Origin of the sequence: Mesorhizobium sp. C416B (genome assembly GCF_030323165.1) — a bacterium.
Classification (GTDB): Bacteria; Pseudomonadota; Alphaproteobacteria; order Rhizobiales; family Rhizobiaceae; genus Mesorhizobium.
Genome location: NZ_CP100471.1, coordinates 4,743,189 through 4,760,453, shown reverse-complemented (window position 1 = coordinate 4,760,453; position 17,265 = coordinate 4,743,189). Strand labels below are relative to the sequence as shown.

Sequence of the window (17,265 nt, the reverse complement as noted above, 5' to 3'; positions counted from 1 at the left end):
CGGTCTTCTGGTGTTAACGTCAACGGCCGGTGCCGAGGACCTCGATTTCCACCTCGATCTCAACACCGGCGGCCACAGCGCCAGGGTCACCGACCTTGCCTTCACGCCGGACGGCGAGGAACTGGTCTCCGCATCTGACGACAAGACCATCCGCATCTGGGACTGGCAGAGCGGGGTGACGCTCCGCACCATCCGCGGCTATCTTGGCAATGGCAATGACGGCAAGGTCTTTGCGATCGCCGTGTCGCCGGATGGCAAGACGATCGCCGCCGGCGGTTATTTCGGCGCCGGCATCGGCGACAAGCCCCCTTATGGCGATATCAGGCTGTTCGATTTCGCCACCGGCAAGATCAAAACCGTGCTCAAGGCCGCCGACTATGCCATTTATGATGTCGCCTTTTCACCCGACGGAAACACGCTCGCCGCCGGCGGTGGCGATGGTTTCGTCTACCTCTGGCGGGCGGACGACAAATCCGCGTCGGGCTGGACGCTGGCGGAAAAATTCGATGCCGATTCCTGGCGTGTGGAAAAGCTCGCCTTCGCCGCTGCGGGAACCCGGCTGGCAGCGACGACCACCGACAACGGCATCCGGCTCTGGGACGTCGCCAAGGCCGAGGAAATTCCTTTGCCCGCCGAGGCCGAGCCGCTGCGCGATGTCGGCGTCGCCGCACTCGCCGTGTCATTGGATGGCAGCCTGTTCGCCACCGGCAGCAAGGACGGCGACGTCCAGCTCTGGCAGGCCAGCACGGGCAAATTCGTCCGCGCCATGCCGAAGCAGGATTTCCAGATCGGCGCTCTGAGCTTCGCCACGGGTTCGCGGCTTGTTGCGTCATGCAGCTACCACTGCGCCGACAAGCATCGCTCGGTGGTCTGGAATACCGACAGCGGCGAGCAACTGCTCGACTATAACGGCCATGACGGCACGGTCTTTGCTGGCGCCGGCAATGCCGACGGTTCGCTGGTGGCGACAGCCGGCGGCACCCGCAACGGCATCCAGGTCTGGAACCCCATGACCGGCGAGCGCAAGGCGCTGCTGCAAGGGGTCGGCGAACCCGTGACGGCGATCGGGATCGATGCGGCGAGCAACTCCATCGCTTGGGGCAACACCAACCCCTGCCCTGAACGCGTGTCCTGTCCCGAGCTGCAGGGCACGCTGGACAAGGTACTGGCACTACCGACGGCCGAGCGGTTCTTCGAAGACCCGGTGGCGTTGGCGGAACAGGGCGCCTATGCCCGCGCGGCACTCGCACAGGGTGAGTGGTCGCTCCGTGCTGCCCCCGGCGGCAAGGACGGCCTGGAGAATGCCGTGCTCGAAATCGCGAGCGGCGGAAAGGTGATGCACAGCATCGAGAATGCCGCCACCAATGGCTTCGTCCATTCGGCTTACACGCTGATCGGCAATGGGCTTGGCCTGATCACCGGCGGCAGCGACGGCACGCTGTTGGAATACAAAACCGCGACCGCCGATGTATCGGGTGAATTCACCGGCCACACCGGCGAGATCAACGCCATGGTTGCCGCCGAGAAGGAAGGGCTGTTGGTCACCGGCAGCGCCGACCAGACCGTGCGGTTGTGGAATTTGAAGAGCCACAAACTGATCGTGTCGATGTTCTTCGCCGGTTCCGAATGGATCGCCTGGATGCCGCAGGGCTACTATTATTCCTCCGCCGACGGCGACAAGTTGATAGGCTGGCACGTCAATCAGGGTCGCGACCACGAAGGGCGTTTCATCAGCGCCGGCCAGCTGAAGAAATATCTCTGGAGCCCGGAAATGGTGCGCCGGGCCATCATCCTGCGCAGCGCCGAACAGGCGGTCCAGGAAATGCGCCCCGGCGTCGACCGCGAGCTGGAAAAGCTGCTCGAGCGCAAACCGCCGGAATTCGGCATCAAGCTTGCCGCCGACCAGAGCAACGTCCGCGAGGGCTATGTCGCCGTCGAGATTTCGGGCGCGCAGGAAGCCGGCGCCGATGTCGCCGGATTTTCGATCCTGTCGGACAGCCGCAATGTCGGCGATGTCACCGCTCGGTCAATCGATGGCGGCAAGAGCACCATCGTCGAAGTGCCGGTCGAGAATGGCGAAAATACCATTCGCATCACCGGCACCAACGAGTTCGGCTATCTGACCGAGCGCAGTGTCACAGCACTTGGCAGGAAAACCGAAAAGCCCGCCAACAAGGGCAAGCTCTACGTCGCCGTGATCGGCGTCGACAAATATCCTTTCCTCACCGATGCATGCGCCGGCCACGCCTGCGATCTGCGCTATCCCGTCGATGACGCCACCGAATTCCTCAAGGTGATCTCGCAGAAATCCGCGCCCTTGTTTTCGGCGATGGAGACGCTGGTTCTGGTCAACCGCGAAGCGCTGGATGAGGCGCCCGATTCCGGCAAGGACGTGTTCAAGGTCGCCAGCGCCGACACCATCTTGGAACCGGATTCCGACACGATCGACGACCAGCTCGCCGACTTTCTCGACAGACCCGGCGAGAACGACACCACCATCATTTTCGTCGCCGGTCACGGCATCAACATCGACGAAGATTATTATTTCATCCCCACGGACGGCCGCAAACAGGATGCCGACCGCTGGAAGCGCTCCTCGCTGGTCGACTGGGGCGACATCCAGAAATCGGTTGAGCGGGCCAAGGGCATGCGCTTCATGCTGCTCGACACCTGCCACGCCGCCAACGCCTTCAACCCGCGCCTGGAAAAAGACGCGCAGAACGCACGCATCATCGTCTTCTCGGCCACCGCTGCCAACAACACCGCCGCCGAACTGCCCGAGCTCGGCCATGGCGTCTTCACCTATTCGATCCTCGAAGGCCTGCGCGGCCGGGCCAAGACCTCCGACGGCGGCGTGACGCTGTTCGGCCTCGCCGACTACATTTCGCGCGAAGTGCTGCGGCTGACCGCGTCCAAGCAGAAGCCGTTCTACTATGTCGGCGGCGTGGAGAACATTGTGCTGGCTGAGCCGTGAGAGGTCGGCACCCAGGCACCCCCCTCTGGCCTGCCGGCCATCTCCCCCGCAAGGGGGGAGATCAGTCTCTTCATCGCTGGAGATCTATTTTCAAGGTTGATGATTGGCGAAAGTCGAGGCGACATCCAATCTCCCCCCTTGCGGGGGAGATGTCCGGCAGGACAGCGGGGGGTGCCTGGGCACGGACCAGCATTCTGATCTTTGCCACCGCCTTGCTTATCCTCTCAGTGCTTCAAGCGTCTGCCGCCCCCATCACCTGCCCGCCCGGCGACACAAACTTCCCGTCCTTCTACTCCGACCCCACACTCTTCACCGACGCCATCGCCGCCGTCGCCAATATCGAGCCGTCCAACCAACGCCTCACCGGCATCACGGTCCCCCACCACCTGATCGTCGCAGATCTCGTCGCACTCGGTTTCCACGCCGCGTCCGGCTTCCGCTACAAGCGCATCGTCATCCTGTCGCCGGACCATTTCCACGAGACGCAGAAACTCTTCGCCACCACGACGCGCGGCTTCGACACCGTGCTTGGCCCGGTCCTGGCCGACACGGCAGCCCTGCGCCTTCTCCAGGCGAACAGCGACATGGTCGAGGACTCCTGCCTCTTCGCCAAGGAGCACGGCGTTCAAGCCATGCTGCCCTTCCTGCACCATTATTTTCCCGAGGCAACCATCGTGCCGGTGGCGATGTCGGTTAAGGCGAAGCGCGGCGACTGGGACCGGCTGGCGCAGGCGCTGAAAGCGATCGCCGACAAGGACACGCTGATCATCGAATCCACCGATTTCTCGCATTATCTGCCGCAGCACGAAGCCAGGCGTTTCGACCAGCAGACGCTGAACATGCTCGCCGCCGGTTCGCTCGACGGCATCGCGGCGCTGCGCCAGCCGGATCACGCCGATTCGGTCGGTGCGCTCTATATCCAGACCAGGCTGCAGCGCGAACTGTTCGGTGCTGCGCCCCTGGTCGTCGCCAACGAGAACTCGCAGGCGCATTCGGGCGACTATGTCGAGCGCACCACCAGCTATGTCGTGGCGCTGTTCGGCGCCTTCGGCCCCGGCTTGAACAATCCTGCCCGTCCCGACGACAAGCTCTATTATTTCGCCGGCGACGTGAATTTCGGTCGCGCCATGATGAGGATCCTGGTCCGCGACGGTGTTGCCGAGAAGATCGTCGACAGCGTGCTGGCCCTGACCCGCTCGCGGCCGCTGATCGTCAATCTCGAAGGCGTCATCCTGCCCAACGTCCCTGAAGCGATCGACGACATGACGCTGGCGATGCCAACCGATCTCGCCATCGGCATGCTGAAGAAATTGCATGTCGCCGCTGTCAGCCTTGCCAACAATCACGCCTATGACCTCGGCCCGTCAGGCTATGCCGAGACGCTGGCCGCTCTGGACGCCGCCGGCATCGCCCATTTCGGCCAGGGCGAGACGCTGGCGCTTGCCGATCTCGACCTAGTCGGGCTGACCGACATTGATACCAACGGCTCCAGGAACACCGACCTTCTGACGCCTGCTTTGCTCGACCGGCTGCTGCACGACAATGCCGAGCGGCCGGTGATTGCCTTCGTCCATTGGGGCCGCGAGTACAAGACGGAGCCGTCGCCGCGCGAGGAGATGCTTGCCGACCAGATGCGGCTGCGCGGCGTCACGGCAATCGTCGGCGGCCATCCGCATGTATCGAGCGAGGCGATCCTTCCGCTCGGCGGCGGCGATGTTGCGGAGATCTATTCGCTCGGCAATTTCCTGTTCGACCAGAAGGCCGAACGATCGTCCGGGTCGATGCTGGAACTCAGGGTGTTCAGCCAGGGCACGATCTTTGCCAGGCTGATCCCGCTGCCCAATTATTTCGAGATGGGCTCGAAATAACGCGATTCCCGAAAGGACGTGACAGGACCTCAACAGCCTTGCATATCTTCCGGCAGATAGCAGACCGCCGGCTTGGTGCTGGTTTCAAACAGCGACTGCTTCGGCCTGAAATAGAAGAACGTGGCCGGCTTGCTCTCCCGTGTGCTGCCATCGGCGAAATGGGCGGCGATGCTGAAGCGATGGATCGACGACATTGACGACCACATTTTCAGCCGTGCCGTGTAGGCGCTGAGATGCTTATTGCCGCGCACCGGCATGGGGATGCTGTAATCGGTCTTGCCGATCGGAAATTCGATGTTCTGGTAGCGCAGCGCTTCGGGCGACGCGCCGCCGCCATCGCCGCATTCGGCGAGCGATTCTGGAACCTCGATGCTGACCAGCGAGACGATGACGCGAAACGGCTCGCTCTGTTGGTAGATAGCGCCCTGTTCGTCCGCCCAGGAATAATCGAGCTTGCCAATCCCGGTCACGCTCATTTTCTCGACGCTGCCGCTGATGTAATCGGCAACGTCGCCGAACTTGACCTTGTTGGCCACCTGGGCGCGGCAGACATCCAGGCTGTCCCTTGACGGGCAAGTGAAGCGCTCGGTCTCGAGCGTGGTTGTGTCGACGCCGGCTTCAATCAGCACGTTCTTGATCGAGACGTCGACGCCGTCGCCGAAAGTGCCGATGTCCTTCGTGAACGTGCGGCTCGGCTCGCCGGTCGCGTTGTCCTCCTCGTCGGTCCTGGTGAACTGGATCGACATCTTCATGTCTTTCACGTCGCCCCAGCCATTGTTGACGATCGAGAAGTCGGGGCGGAAGCCGACGCAGCCATAATGCTCGCTGATCGACAGCATCGGCTTGCGGTAGGCCTCGCTCGCGGCCACCTTCATTTCCAGGCTGTCGATCTTGACCCTCGACTGGTCGGTGGTCTTGAGGTCGACTTCGGCGAAGGCCGGCGCCGTCTCCCAGTCCATGCCTTCATAGACATTGCCGGTACGAATCTCTCCGGTGCCGTTCCAGGCATCATTGTACTGGTCCGACACCGGATAGATCGCGATGTCTTCGTCGCGCACCAGATGCTGGTACTGCATGTCGGCCTGCTCCGTCATGCGCTGGTCGACGGCAATGCCGATCTCGACCTTGTCGGCGGAACCGCCGCCGGTCTGCGCCTTGAGCAACCCGCCCACTCTGGCATCGGCCAGCACGTCGGGGCGCGCACCGCCGATCTCCTTGCCCATCGCCCATTGCGACCAGTAGACGGTGCCGCCGGGCAACCGGGTGCGGCCCTTGCCATCCTTCAGCCCATCGGCAAAAGAGCCGACGAATATCTTGCCTGTCTTCGTCTCCAGCCTGCCCTCGCCATTCGGCACACCGGCCCTGAATTGCCCTTCATAGCGATTGCCGTCGGCATCGACATGGATCGCATGGCCGTCGAGCTGGCCGGCGACCCAATGGCCGTCGAGAATCTCGCCCGAACGCAGCTCCAGCCGGCCTTGTCCTTCGGGGCGGCCATTCCTGATCTCGCCGAAATAGCTGGAATAGATCGTCTTGGGGTCGTAGCTCGCCGAGCCGCGTACGCGCCAGACCAGCCTGCCCTTGCCGTTGACGGTGCCGTCGGCTGCGACGGTGCGGTCCGGCGACACGCCGGCTGCCGGCTCCCAGGTGAAATCAAGACCCAATTCCGGGTGGGAATCCCAGACCCGTACATTCTTGCGCAGCACCGAACGTGTTTCGCTTTGATAGAGGATTTGCACCCGCTCGGCCCAGGCGCCATCGGGTGCGGCACCGCCTTGATCGGCCATAGCGGAAAAGCATGTCAGTGCGGCCAGCATGGATGCAGCCGCCATCGCTTTGACCCCGAAGATCATTCTTGCCCGCGCCATCTTACCCAACCCCTTGGATCGCCTAGCGTAAGCACCGCTGCAACACAGTGCAAGAGAGGTGTTTCGATACAAAAAAAACCGGCGGCAGGAACGTCCCGCCGCCGGTTTGGTAGTGCTGGTTATCGCCGCTGTTTGCCGGCGAAAGATCATTCAGCCTTATTTGTACAGGCTGTTGATCCACGCCACGTTGGCGGCGTTCAGGCGCACCGCAGTGTTGGCGTTGGGGCTTTCGGCCACGTTCACGCCGGTGACGACGCGCTGCTTGGCGCCATTATCATAGGCGTAGACCGAGCTGCCGCTCGATCCCGGATAGGTGTCGCAGTCGTACTGGAAATACTCCGCGCCGACGTTTTCGGCTTTCACTTCGCAGGTCGCCTTCCACATCGTTCCCATCGGCTTGTCGCCGGGGTAGCCAACGATGTTTGCGGTGAAATCGCCGAGGTTCTCATAGTTGGCATAACCCAGCCAGCCGAGATTGGTGCCGACATCCTGCTTCAGCGTGATGATGCCGAGATCCCACGGAATGACCGAGCCGTAGTAACCCTGATAATTGTCGATGAAGCCCTGCAAGATATAGACGCTCTCGTAGCTGAAAGCGCCAAACGGTGCATCGTCGGCGGTGTTGCCGTTGAGCGACGGCACGAAGATGACGTCGTCGAGCCAAGCCTTGTCTTCATTGCTGTAGAGGCAATGCGCCGCGGTGAGCACCGTGCGCGGACCGATCAGGGTTCCCGAGCAGCTGCCGTAACCGCTCTTGGCTTTGCCTTCGATATAGCCGATCGCGGTGAACGGGTACGTCTTGGTGTTCTTGATCTGCTCGCGGTCGTCGGCCCCGAACACCTGGCGGCCGGCTTCGTCGCCGCCCGTCAGCCCGGTCTTGTTGGCCGCTGGTGCGTTAGCGGGCGCATTCAGTTCCTTGATGACAAGGTCCTTCAGCGTCTCGCCGGCATCGATCTTGATGTCCTTGCCATCGGCGGAACGTCCGACGATGCCATAGGATTTGACCGCCGTGCCCTCGTCGGTCAGCGGCGCTGCCCGGCTGGCTTCATCTTCGGTCAGTTTCGGCGGCGCGATCGGCTTTGCACGGCCGGGCTGGTAGTCGCCCGTTCCGAGATCGCGCATGCTTTCGCCATTGCCGGCATTCGCTGAGCCGGGATCGGCGGCGAAGGCAGGCATCGTCCACAGTGCGGTGGATAGCAGTGCGGACGCAATGATAGTGCTTGTCAGTTTCGTCATGGTGAGACTCTCCCAAAAGTCAGCAAGGAGTGGAGCAAAATACAGAAATATTGTCGAGATCGTGGTGGAGTTAAAAAATTAGTTTGGTTACCCGCCCGTATCGGATCATCGGTCCGGGCGGCCTCGTTAAAGCCCTCCGCCAAACGCACCCGCGTCGATATACTGCCTAAAATAATCCAACATTGGCAATGACAAATCGCTTCCACGTAGCCCGTGGGGGCTATAGGGTTTGGGTGGGCTCTGCCCGATGGGGCACGATTAGCAAAAGTCGTATTTCGGTTTATGACCGCGCGGATGTCGTTCGTTCTGGCAGAAGGCGATCGAGGTACCGCTACCGCTTCTGTTGGTTATGCGTCATGGCGGCATGGCTCGGCATTTTTCATCTCAGGAGGGTTTCAAGGTGAACATTATCCATCGGTTCAGGCCGCTTGCCGCTGCATCGCTGCTGGGCATCGCGGCCGCTTTCCCCGCCGTCAACGCGCTCTATGCAGCCGACGACGCCGCCAGGCCGGAAGCGGCGGTCTCGCCGATGCAGCGCGTCGCCGAATCCCGGGACAAGGCCAAGGCCGAGAATCCCGACGGGGCCGACCGCGTCTATGGCGGCAAGGAAGCCGACAAAGGGGCCTATCCGTTCCAGGTGGCGCTGCTGACCAGCGCCCGGCTGGACCCCAGCCCGGCCTCGCAGCCGAACGCGCAATTCTGCGGCGGCAGCCTGATTGCTCCGCAATGGGTGCTGACGGCGGCGCACTGCCTCAACGACAAGGGCCGGCCGATTTCGCCCGACACGGTGACCGTGCTGACCGGCGCCACCGATCTTACCGAAGGCAAGCGCTACAAGGTGGTCGAGGTCATCGTCAACGAGGGCTACAGCGAACAGACGCTGGACAATGATCTCGGCCTGCTCCGGCTGGCGGAGCCCGCCGATGCGCCGGTCATCAAGATCACCAATGAGCCGACGCCAGACAGCGGCAAGACCACGGTCATCGGCTGGGGCAAGATGCAGGACGGCACCTTCCCGACCGCGCTGATGGTGGCCGATCTCGATCTCGAGCCGAGCGCTGCCTGCAACAGCGGCATCAAGTCGATCTATGCGCATGACCTGAAGGCGGCACTTGGCGATCTCTCGCATCGGATGCGTTATTCGGAAAAGGGCATCGATGCCGCCGCCAATGCGATCGCCGCCGATATGTCGGATCCGCTGACCAAGAACATGATCTGCGCCGGCACCGACAGCGGCGAACGCGACGCCTGCAACGGCGACAGCGGCGGTCCGCTGTTCATGACCGGCGCCAACGGTCCGGTCCAGGTCGGCGTCGTCTCCTGGGGCGAAGGTCCGTCCGACGGCACCGCCGCTTGCGGCCACAAGAATGCCTATGGCATCTACACGCGATTGGCCAACTATACGGGTTGGATCGAAGCCAAGATGAAGACCCCGGCTCCCGCAGCCGCGGCGGCGCCCAAGGCCGGTCTCGGCACGGCCAAGAAGCCCTGAACGGGCCCGAAGCTTGATAAACGCAAAACGGCGGGATCTTTCCCGCCGTTTTGATTCATGTCCGGTGCCGGCTGTTCCGCTTACTTCCGCGGCGGGCCTTTGCGCTCGGCCGACGCCGCCCACAGATTGATGTCGGACTCGCGTGCGTAAGTGTCGATTTCGGCGAGCTCGGCATCGCTGAACTCGAGCACCTTGAGCGCGCCGACGCAGTCCTCGACCTGTTCGGGCCGGCTGGCGCCGATCAGCGCCGAGGTGACCCGGCCCTTGCGCAGCACCCAGGCTAGCGCCATCTGCGCCAGCGTCTGGCCACGCTTGCCGGCGATCGCGTTCAGCGCCTGGATGTTAGCGATGGTCTTTTCGTTGATGAAGGCGGGCCGCAGCGACTTGCCTTGGCTGGCGCGGCTACCCTCGGGGATGCCGCCGAGATATTTGTCGGTCAGCATGCCTTGCGCCAGCGGCGAGAACACGATCGATCCGACACCGAGCCCTTCCAGCGTATCGAGCAGTCCGTCCTCTTCGACCCAGCGGTTGAGCATCGAATAGCTCGGCTGATGGATGATGCAGGGCGTACCGAGCTGCTTCAATATGTCGGCGGCCTCGCGCGTGCGCTGCGAATTGTAGGACGAGATGCCGGCATAGAGCGCCTTGCCGGAACGCACCGCATGGTCGAGAGCGCCCATCGTTTCCTCAAGCGGCGTATCCGGATCGAAGCGGTGCGAATAGAAGATGTCGACATAGTCGAGCCCCATCCGCTTCAGGCTCTGGTCGAGGCTCGCCAGCACATATTTGCGGCTGCCCCATTCGCCATAAGGCCCTGCCCACATCTCATAGCCCGCCTTGGTCGAGATGATCAGCTCGTCCCGATAGCCGGCGAAGTCGGTGCGCAATATCTCGCCGAAGGCGATCTCGGCCGAGCCGGGCGGCGGGCCGTAATTGTTGGCGAGATCGAAATGGGTGATGCCGAGATCGAAGGCCTTGCGCGCGATCGCCTGCTTGGTGTTGTGCGGCGTGTCGTTGCCGAAATTGTGCCACAGGCCGAGCGAGATCGCCGGCAGTTTCAGGCCGGATCGCCCACATCTGTTGTAGAGCATTTTCTCATAGCGGTGTTCAGCCGGCTGCCAGCGCATGGGTACAGATCCTGGATTGTATGGGTGTCGGCGCGAGCGCGCCGACACCCTTCTACCTCATTTCTGCTTCGCCAACAGTCCTTTTGCGTCCTTGACGCCGAGTGCAGCCGGCCGCTCGCAGCTGGTCTGCATGGCGACGAACTTGCCGGTCTCGCCCGACCGCAACAGGCCGGTCATGACATCGACGGCATGCAGCGCGAGCTCCATCGAGCAACGATGCGGCCGGCCCTCGGCGATCGCCAGCGCCATGTCGGCAAGGCCTGCGGTGCGGTAGTTGGCCATCATGCCCTGGCCGTGCATTTCGTTGGGCACGCCGAACGGATGCTGCCATTTCGGCAGTTTCTTCACCGGTTTTGCCGCCTTGGTTATGCGCACGTCGCCACCGAAGAAATTCGGATCCGGCACGAACACCGTGCCCGTCTCGCCATAGAGTTCCATCGGCGCGTGACCATGCGCCCAGACGTCCCAGCTGGTGTTGAGCGTGATCACGGCGCCGTTCTCGAACTCCAGCAGGCCGTGGATCGTCGTCGGCGTGTTCACCGGGATTTTTTCGCCCGCGCGCGGTTTCGACGAGATCGTGCGTTCCTTGGCAGGCGTCGTCGCGAAGGCCGCCACCTGCTTCACCGGCCCGATCAGCTGGATCAGGTTGGTGATGTAGTAGGGCCCGATGTCGAGCACCGGCCCGGCGCCCGGCTGGAAGAAGAAATCGGGATTGGGGTGCCAGTGCTCCATGCCGTGGCCCATCACATGACAGGTGCCGCTGGTGATCTTGCCGAGCGCGCCGGTGTCGATGAGGTTGCGCACCAGCTGGTGCGCGCCGCCGAGGAAAGTGTCCGGAGCCGAACCGATGCGCAGCCCTTTCTTCTCGGCCCGGCTCTTGAGGTCGAGGCCTTCCTTGACCGACAGCACGAACGGCTTTTCCGAATAGACGTGCTTGCCGGCATCGAGGATCTGCTTCGACACCCCGTAGTGCACCGCCGGGATGGTGAGGTTGACGACGATGTCGATCTCGTCATCCTTGAGCAGTTCTTCGACGGTCTCGGCGCGCAGCTTGAACTCCTTCGCCCGTGCCTTGGCCGCGTCCATGTTGATGTCGGCGCAGGCGCGCATCTCAATGCCGCGAAACAGCGGCGCCAGCGAGAAATACGCTTTCGAGATGTTGCCGCAGCCGATGACGCCGATACCCAGTTTCTTTGCCATGATGATTGTTCCTAGTAAGCCTTGACGGATGCGAGCGAGCGGCTGGCGAAGCGCTCGATATCGTTGGGGTTGTCCTGTTCCATGACGTAATATTTGGCCGCGCTCTTCGCCCGAAGTGTCTTGATCAGGCCGGCCCAGTCGATGGTGCCGTGGCCGACATCCGCCCAGCCGTCCTCGTCAAGGCCTTCGCCTGACTTGGCCATGTCCTTGACATGGACGGCGCTGATGCGCTTGCCGTGCTTTTCGATCCACGGCAGCGGATCAACGCCACCGCGGACTACCCAGGCGACGTCCATCTCCCAGCCGATGTCGGGCGCAGCCGACAGGATGTGATCCTGCGGCACCGAGCCGTCGGCGAGTGTCTTGAACTCGAAATCATGGTTGTGCCAGGCAAAGCCGTAGCCGGCTTTTTTTGCGATCTCGCCGACCTTGGCCAGACGCTCGCCAAAGCCGCGCCAGCCGGCAGCGTCGGCCGGCCGCTGCTCGGCCAGCAGATAGGGACAGATAACGAGCGTGATGCCGAGTGCGTCGGCTGTTTTGCGTACGCCGTCGAAATCATTCTCCAGCGCATCGATCGAGAAATGTCCGGTCGGCATCGAAAGCCCGTTCTTGTCGAGTTCGGCGCGGAACGCCGTGGGGTCGTCATAGACGCCGCCGAAACCTTCGACTTCCTTGTAGCCGAGCTTGCCGAGCATTTTCAGGATGCCGTCCCACGGCTGGAAATTGCGGGCGCTGTAGAGTTGGAATGACCAGTTCATCGTCTCTGTCCGTTTCTTGGGTGGTTAAGGCTTGGGGATGTTTTCGGGGGATCGTTTTCGCGAGATCGTTTTAGGGGGATCGTTCTTGGGAGGATGGTTTGCGGATGATTCTAGAGGGTCACAGGCGATTGCCGGTCGCAGCGTCGAACAGCGAGGCGCGCGCCGGATCGAAACCGAACTGGATCGGATCGCCGCTGCGCAGCGTCCGTTCCGCTTCGACGCGGAAGGAGAGGTTGCGGCCGGCAAGCTTGGTCCACACCAGCGTGTCGGAACCCATCGGCTCAACGATCTCGACCGAACCGCCGGCGGAAAACGGCATCGACTTTGCAGCGTCACCGAAAGCGATGTGTTCAGGCCGGATGCCCAGCACGCAAGCGCCGGCCGGGCGCTCCGTGCCGTCAAAGGTATAGCGGTCGAGCGGCACCGAAACACCGTCGGTCCTGAACGCCGGAGCAGCACCGGCTTCCAGCTCCCCTTCGAGGAAATTCATCGCCGGCGAGCCGAGGAAGCCCGCGACAAAACGGTTGACCGGCCGGTTGTAGATCGTCTGCGGCGCGTCGAGCTGCTGGATGACGCCGCCGCGCATGACCGCGATACGGTCGGCCAGCGTCATCGCCTCGATCTGGTCGTGGGTGACGTAGATCATGGTGTTCTGCAGCTTGCGATGCAGAAGCTTGATTTCGACGCGCAGTTCCGAGCGCAGCTTGGCGTCGAGATTGGATAGTGGCTCGTCGAACAGGAAGACGTCGACGTCGCGCACCAGCGCCCGCCCGATCGCCACGCGCTGGCGTTGGCCGCCGGACAAGGCCGCGGGCTTGCGCTGCAAAAGCGGCTCGATCTGCAGGATCTCGGCGGCGCGGGCGATGCGCTTGGCGATCTCGTCCCTGGGCACGCCGGCAACGCGCAGGCCGAACGACAGGTTCTTCTCCACCGTCATTTGCGGATAAAGCGCATAGGACTGGAACACCATGCCGATGCCGCGATCCTTGGGCTCTTCCCAGGTGACGTTCTTGCCCTTGATGAAGATGCGGCCTTCGGAAATATCGAGCAGCCCGGCGATGCAGTTGAGCAAGGTCGACTTGCCGCAGCCCGAGGGACCGAGCAGCACGATGAACTCGCCCTCTGCGACCTCGAGATTGAGGGTCTGCAGCACCGATACAGAGCCGAAATTCAGGGACAGGTCCTGGATCGAAACGCTGGTGCCGTTGGCTGCCGTCATCGCCATCACCCTTTCACCGCACCGGCGGCGATGCCGCGCACGAAAAGCTTGCCGGAAATGAAGTAGACGATGAGTGGCACAAGGCCGGTCAGGATGGTGGCGGCCATGTTGACGTTGTACTCCTTCACGCCTTGCACCGAATTGACGATGTTGTTGAGCTGCACCGTCATCGGATAGGTGTCGGGACGGGTGTAGACGACGCCGAACAGGAAGTCGTTCCAGATGCCGGTCACCTGCAGGATGATGGCGACGACGAAGATCGGCAGCGACATCGGCGCCATGATCCGCAGGAAGATGCCCCAGAAGCCGGCGCCGTCGACCCGTGCCGCCCTGAACAGCTCTTCCGGCATCGAGGCAAAATAGTTGCGGAACAAAAGCGTGAGGATCGGCATGCCGAAGATGGAATGGACGATCACCAGGCCGCTGAGGCTGCCGTAGAGTCCGATCTCGCGCAGGATGATGACGATCGGATAGATCATCACCTGATAGGGGATGAAGGCGCCGACGATCAGGATGACGAAGAATGTGTCGGCGCCCTTGAAGCGCCAGTTGGCGAGCGCATAGCCGTTCACCGAGGCGATCGCGATCGACAGCAGCACCGACGGCACGGTGATGCGCACCGAATTCCAGAAGCCGCGCGAAAGCCCGTCGCAATTGAGGCCGGTGCAGGCGGTCGCCCACGCCTTCACCCACGGTTCGAACGTGATTTCGAGCGGCGGCGAGAAGATATTGCCCATCCGTATCTCGGGCATGCCCTTAAGCGAGGTGACCACCATCACATAGAGCGGCAGCAGATAGTAGACTGCCACCACGATCAGCGTGCCATAGAGGAAGATGTTGCGGCGCGAGAAGACATGCCGCGGCTTCGGCCCGCGCGGCCCCGAGGCTTCGCGCTCGGCGGCACCCGCGCTGGCGGGCAAAGGGACGGCCGGGTCAGCCACGCTTCCTGCCTCCGAATTCAAGGTAGGCCCACGGCACGACGACGATCACCACCGAGAGCAGCATCATGGTCGAGGCGGCAAAGCCCTGGCCAAGATTCTGTGCGAAGAACATGTAGTCGTAGACATATTTGGCCGGCACTTCGGAGGCGATTCCGGGGCCGCCGCTGGTCTGGGCGACAACGAGGTCGTAGACCTTGACGATGCCCGACGCGATGATGACCAGCGTGGTGATGAAAACCGGCCGCATCATCGGGATGACGATGAACAGATAGGTCTTCCACATCGGGATCCCGTCTACCCGCGCCGCCTTCCAGATGTCCTCGTCGATGCCGCGCAGGCCGGCCAGCATCAAGCACATGATGAGCCCGGTGCCTTGCCACAGCGCCGCAATCGAAATGCCGTAGATGACGATGCTGGAATTGTAGAGCGGGTCGAAGTTGAAGCTCGTCCAGCCGAGGTCCCGCACCACATGCTGGATGCCGAAATCCGGATTGAGCAGCCACTGCCAGACCAGGCCGGTGACGATGAAGGAAAGCGCGAACGGATAGAGGAAGATGGTGCGGAACGTGTCCTCGAAACGGATCTTCTGGTCGAGAAGCGCTGCAAGCAGGAAGCCGATGACCAGTGAGAACACCAGCGAGATCGCGCCGTAGATCAAAAGGTTCTCGATCGAGATCAGCCAGCGCGGCGTCGCCCACAGCCGGTAATACTGGTCGAGCCCGGCGAAATTCAGCCGTGGCAGCAGCTTCGAATTGGTAAAGGAATAGAACACCGTCCAGACGGTGCCGCCGACGAAAACCACCGACGCGGTGAGGATCATCGGGATCGAGGCGACCTTCGCATTGATGTTGCGGAACAGCGGGTTGGGGCGTTCGCTCTTGCTCATCTCGTCAGCCGGCTGGGTAAGGGCGGTGCGATCCCGGCCCTGCTTTCGCAAGGCCGGGAGCGAGGTGTATTGCCTCCAACGTCAGTCTGCCGAAGCGATGAGGTCGGCGAAGCGCTTCTGCGCGTCTTCGATGGTCAGGTCCGGCTTGGCGAAGAATTCGGCGAAGAGATCTTCCTTCTGCTTCTGGGTATCCTGCGAAAGCAGTTGGTCCGTCCACGGGATGACGGCGCCCTTGGCGAGGATGGCCAGACCCTTCTTCATGCAGTCGTTCGCCGCATTGAGATCGACGTCGCCACGCACCGGCAGCGAGCCCTTCTTGAGATTGAAGGCGACCTGAGTCTTAGGGTCGAGCAGCGTCTCTGCCAACACCTCCTGCGCCTTGGACTTGTCGGCATCCTTGAGCAGCGGGAAATAGAAGGCGTCGCCGCCGGTGGCGATCACTTCGTTCAGACCGAGGCCCGGCAAGCAGGCATAGTCCTTGCCGGCGACCTTGCCGGCAACCTGGAACTCGCCTTGCGCCCAGTCACCCATGATCTGGCCACCGGCCTTGCCGGTGATGACGAGATTGGTTGCCTGGTTCCAGTCCTGCACATTGGTGTTCTTCGCCATCTTGCGGGCATCGTCGGCGGCCTTGAAGACCTTGGCGATCTCGGGCCCGGCGGCGAACTTGGCATCCTTGTCCTTGTAGACCTTAAGGAACGCGTCGGTGCCGCCGACCGCCGCCAGCAGCACGTCGAAGGCGCCGGAAGATTGCCAGGCCTGTCCGCCGACAGCGAGCGGGATGATGCCCGCCTTTTCCAGGGCGGGCGCTGCCGCCACGAATTCATTCCAGTCCTTCGGCAGCGGCACGCCGGCCTTCTCGAAGGCTTCGTTCGACAGCCACAACCACTGCCAGGAGTGGATGTTGACCGGCACGCAATAGATCTTGCCGTCGATGGTGCAGCTGTCGAGCAGGCTCTTCGGCCGCACGATTTCCGTCCACTTGCCCTTGGTGGCCACATCGGTGAGGTCGCGCATCAAGCCGGCCTGCACCAGTTCTTCGGCCTGCCGGCCGTGATTGAACTGGGTGGCGCCCATCGGATCGCCGCCGGTGATGCGGCTGATCATGATCGGCCGTGCCGTGCCGCCGGATCCGGCAATGGCGCCGTCGACCCAATGATTGCCGGTCGCGTCAAAAGCCTTCGCGAATTCCGCAACCGCCGCCGCCTCGCCGCCCGATGTCCACCAATGGGTCACTTCCAGGTCGGTGGCGGCCGCCGGGCCGGCAAGCTGAAGCGCGGCCGTCGCGGCAAGGGCAGCGGTCAAAAGTCTATAGCGCATTTCGGTTCCTCCCAGAATCTGAAACGTTACAGATTTTCGATACGGCAATTATGCGGTGCGTGCAACCCCTGAGATAAACGCGCTCGAATGTTTTTTCGAGGCGCGAACAAATTCGTTGCGTGCGAACCGGCAAACTGCGCGCAAAACCGGGTGCTGCGCTGCAAAATCATGCTGCAGCGCAAGAAAACCGTCTCGAACCTGATTGTCGCGCAACGTTTCTGGCCGCCAAAACCCTGCCAAAACCATGGCTTGAGAGACCCACGCGCTGCGATGGTGGAAATCTGTAACGTTTCAGTATATTGAGGCCTGACGGCGAAGAACCGTGCCACATCGTCATCGAAGCGATTGTCGGCTGGTCCGGCGGCTGCTATGCGCC

Annotated in this window: 12 protein-coding genes; 3 read left to right on the top strand and 9 right to left on the bottom strand. The window is 62.4% G+C overall.

Annotation, left to right across the window (positions count from 1 at the left end; genetic code table 11):
* Positions 1-10: 10 nt before the first annotated feature.
* Together NLY43_RS23220 and amrB are read left to right on the top strand one after the other, a co-directional pair.
* On the top strand, positions 11-2,974 hold the full coding sequence (locus NLY43_RS23220) for a caspase family protein (protein WP_245264025.1): 2,964 nt from the start codon (positions 11-13) through the stop codon (positions 2,972-2,974).
* A gap of 149 nt (positions 2,975-3,123) precedes the next feature.
* Positions 3,124-4,842 carry an AmmeMemoRadiSam system protein B gene (amrB, locus tag NLY43_RS23215; protein ID WP_023712318.1) on the top strand — a complete coding sequence of 573 codons (1,719 nt, stop codon included), beginning with the start codon at positions 3,124-3,126 and terminating at the stop codon, positions 4,840-4,842.
* A gap of 29 nt (positions 4,843-4,871) precedes the next feature.
* On the opposite strand, the gene NLY43_RS23210 is transcribed toward amrB, so the two are convergent.
* Both NLY43_RS23210 and NLY43_RS23205 read right to left on the bottom strand, forming a co-directional pair.
* Positions 4,872-6,674: an MORN repeat-containing protein gene (locus NLY43_RS23210; protein WP_245264026.1), complete on the bottom strand. Its 1,803-nt coding sequence runs from the start codon at positions 6,672-6,674 to the stop codon at positions 4,872-4,874.
* Positions 6,675-6,866: 192 nt separating this feature from the next.
* Positions 6,867-7,946: a trypsin-like serine peptidase gene (locus NLY43_RS23205; protein WP_023686603.1), complete on the bottom strand. Its 1,080-nt coding sequence runs from the start codon at positions 7,944-7,946 to the stop codon at positions 6,867-6,869.
* 400 nt (positions 7,947-8,346) lie between these two features.
* Here NLY43_RS23205 and NLY43_RS23200 point away from each other — a divergent pair, with 400 nt between their 5' ends.
* Entirely contained in the window at positions 8,347-9,438 is a 1,092-nt protein-coding gene (locus NLY43_RS23200; RefSeq protein WP_023713445.1) for a S1 family serine peptidase, read from the top strand.
* Between the two features lie 80 nt (positions 9,439-9,518).
* Here NLY43_RS23200 and mgrA read toward each other — a convergent pair whose 3' ends face one another.
* The 7 genes from mgrA to NLY43_RS23165 form a co-directional block, all read right to left on the bottom strand.
* Positions 9,519-10,565 carry an L-glyceraldehyde 3-phosphate reductase gene (gene mgrA / locus NLY43_RS23195; RefSeq protein ID WP_023669798.1) on the bottom strand — a complete coding sequence of 349 codons (1,047 nt, stop codon included), beginning with the start codon at positions 10,563-10,565 and terminating at the stop codon, positions 9,519-9,521.
* A gap of 57 nt (positions 10,566-10,622) precedes the next feature.
* A complete protein-coding gene (locus NLY43_RS23190; protein WP_023669799.1) occupies positions 10,623-11,765 on the bottom strand; it encodes a Gfo/Idh/MocA family protein in 1,143 nt (380 codons plus the stop codon).
* 11 nt (positions 11,766-11,776) lie between these two features.
* Complete coding sequence (locus NLY43_RS23185) at positions 11,777-12,523, bottom strand: sugar phosphate isomerase/epimerase family protein (protein ID WP_023712315.1); 747 nt, start codon at positions 12,521-12,523, stop codon at positions 11,777-11,779.
* Positions 12,524-12,641: 118 nt separating this feature from the next.
* Positions 12,642-13,742: an ABC transporter ATP-binding protein gene (locus NLY43_RS23180; protein WP_023713446.1), complete on the bottom strand. Its 1,101-nt coding sequence runs from the start codon at positions 13,740-13,742 to the stop codon at positions 12,642-12,644.
* Between the two features lie 5 nt (positions 13,743-13,747).
* Positions 13,748-14,683, bottom strand: coding sequence for a carbohydrate ABC transporter permease (locus NLY43_RS23175; protein ID WP_023669802.1), 936 nt, complete (start codon positions 14,681-14,683; stop codon positions 13,748-13,750).
* Complete coding sequence (locus NLY43_RS23170) at positions 14,676-15,569, bottom strand: carbohydrate ABC transporter permease (RefSeq protein ID WP_023683029.1); 894 nt, start codon at positions 15,567-15,569, stop codon at positions 14,676-14,678. The genes NLY43_RS23175 and NLY43_RS23170 overlap by 8 nt, the downstream gene beginning before the upstream one ends.
* A gap of 81 nt (positions 15,570-15,650) precedes the next feature.
* Entirely contained in the window at positions 15,651-16,889 is a 1,239-nt protein-coding gene (locus NLY43_RS23165) for an ABC transporter substrate-binding protein (protein WP_023683028.1), read from the bottom strand.
* Between the last annotated feature and the right edge of the window lie 376 nt (positions 16,890-17,265).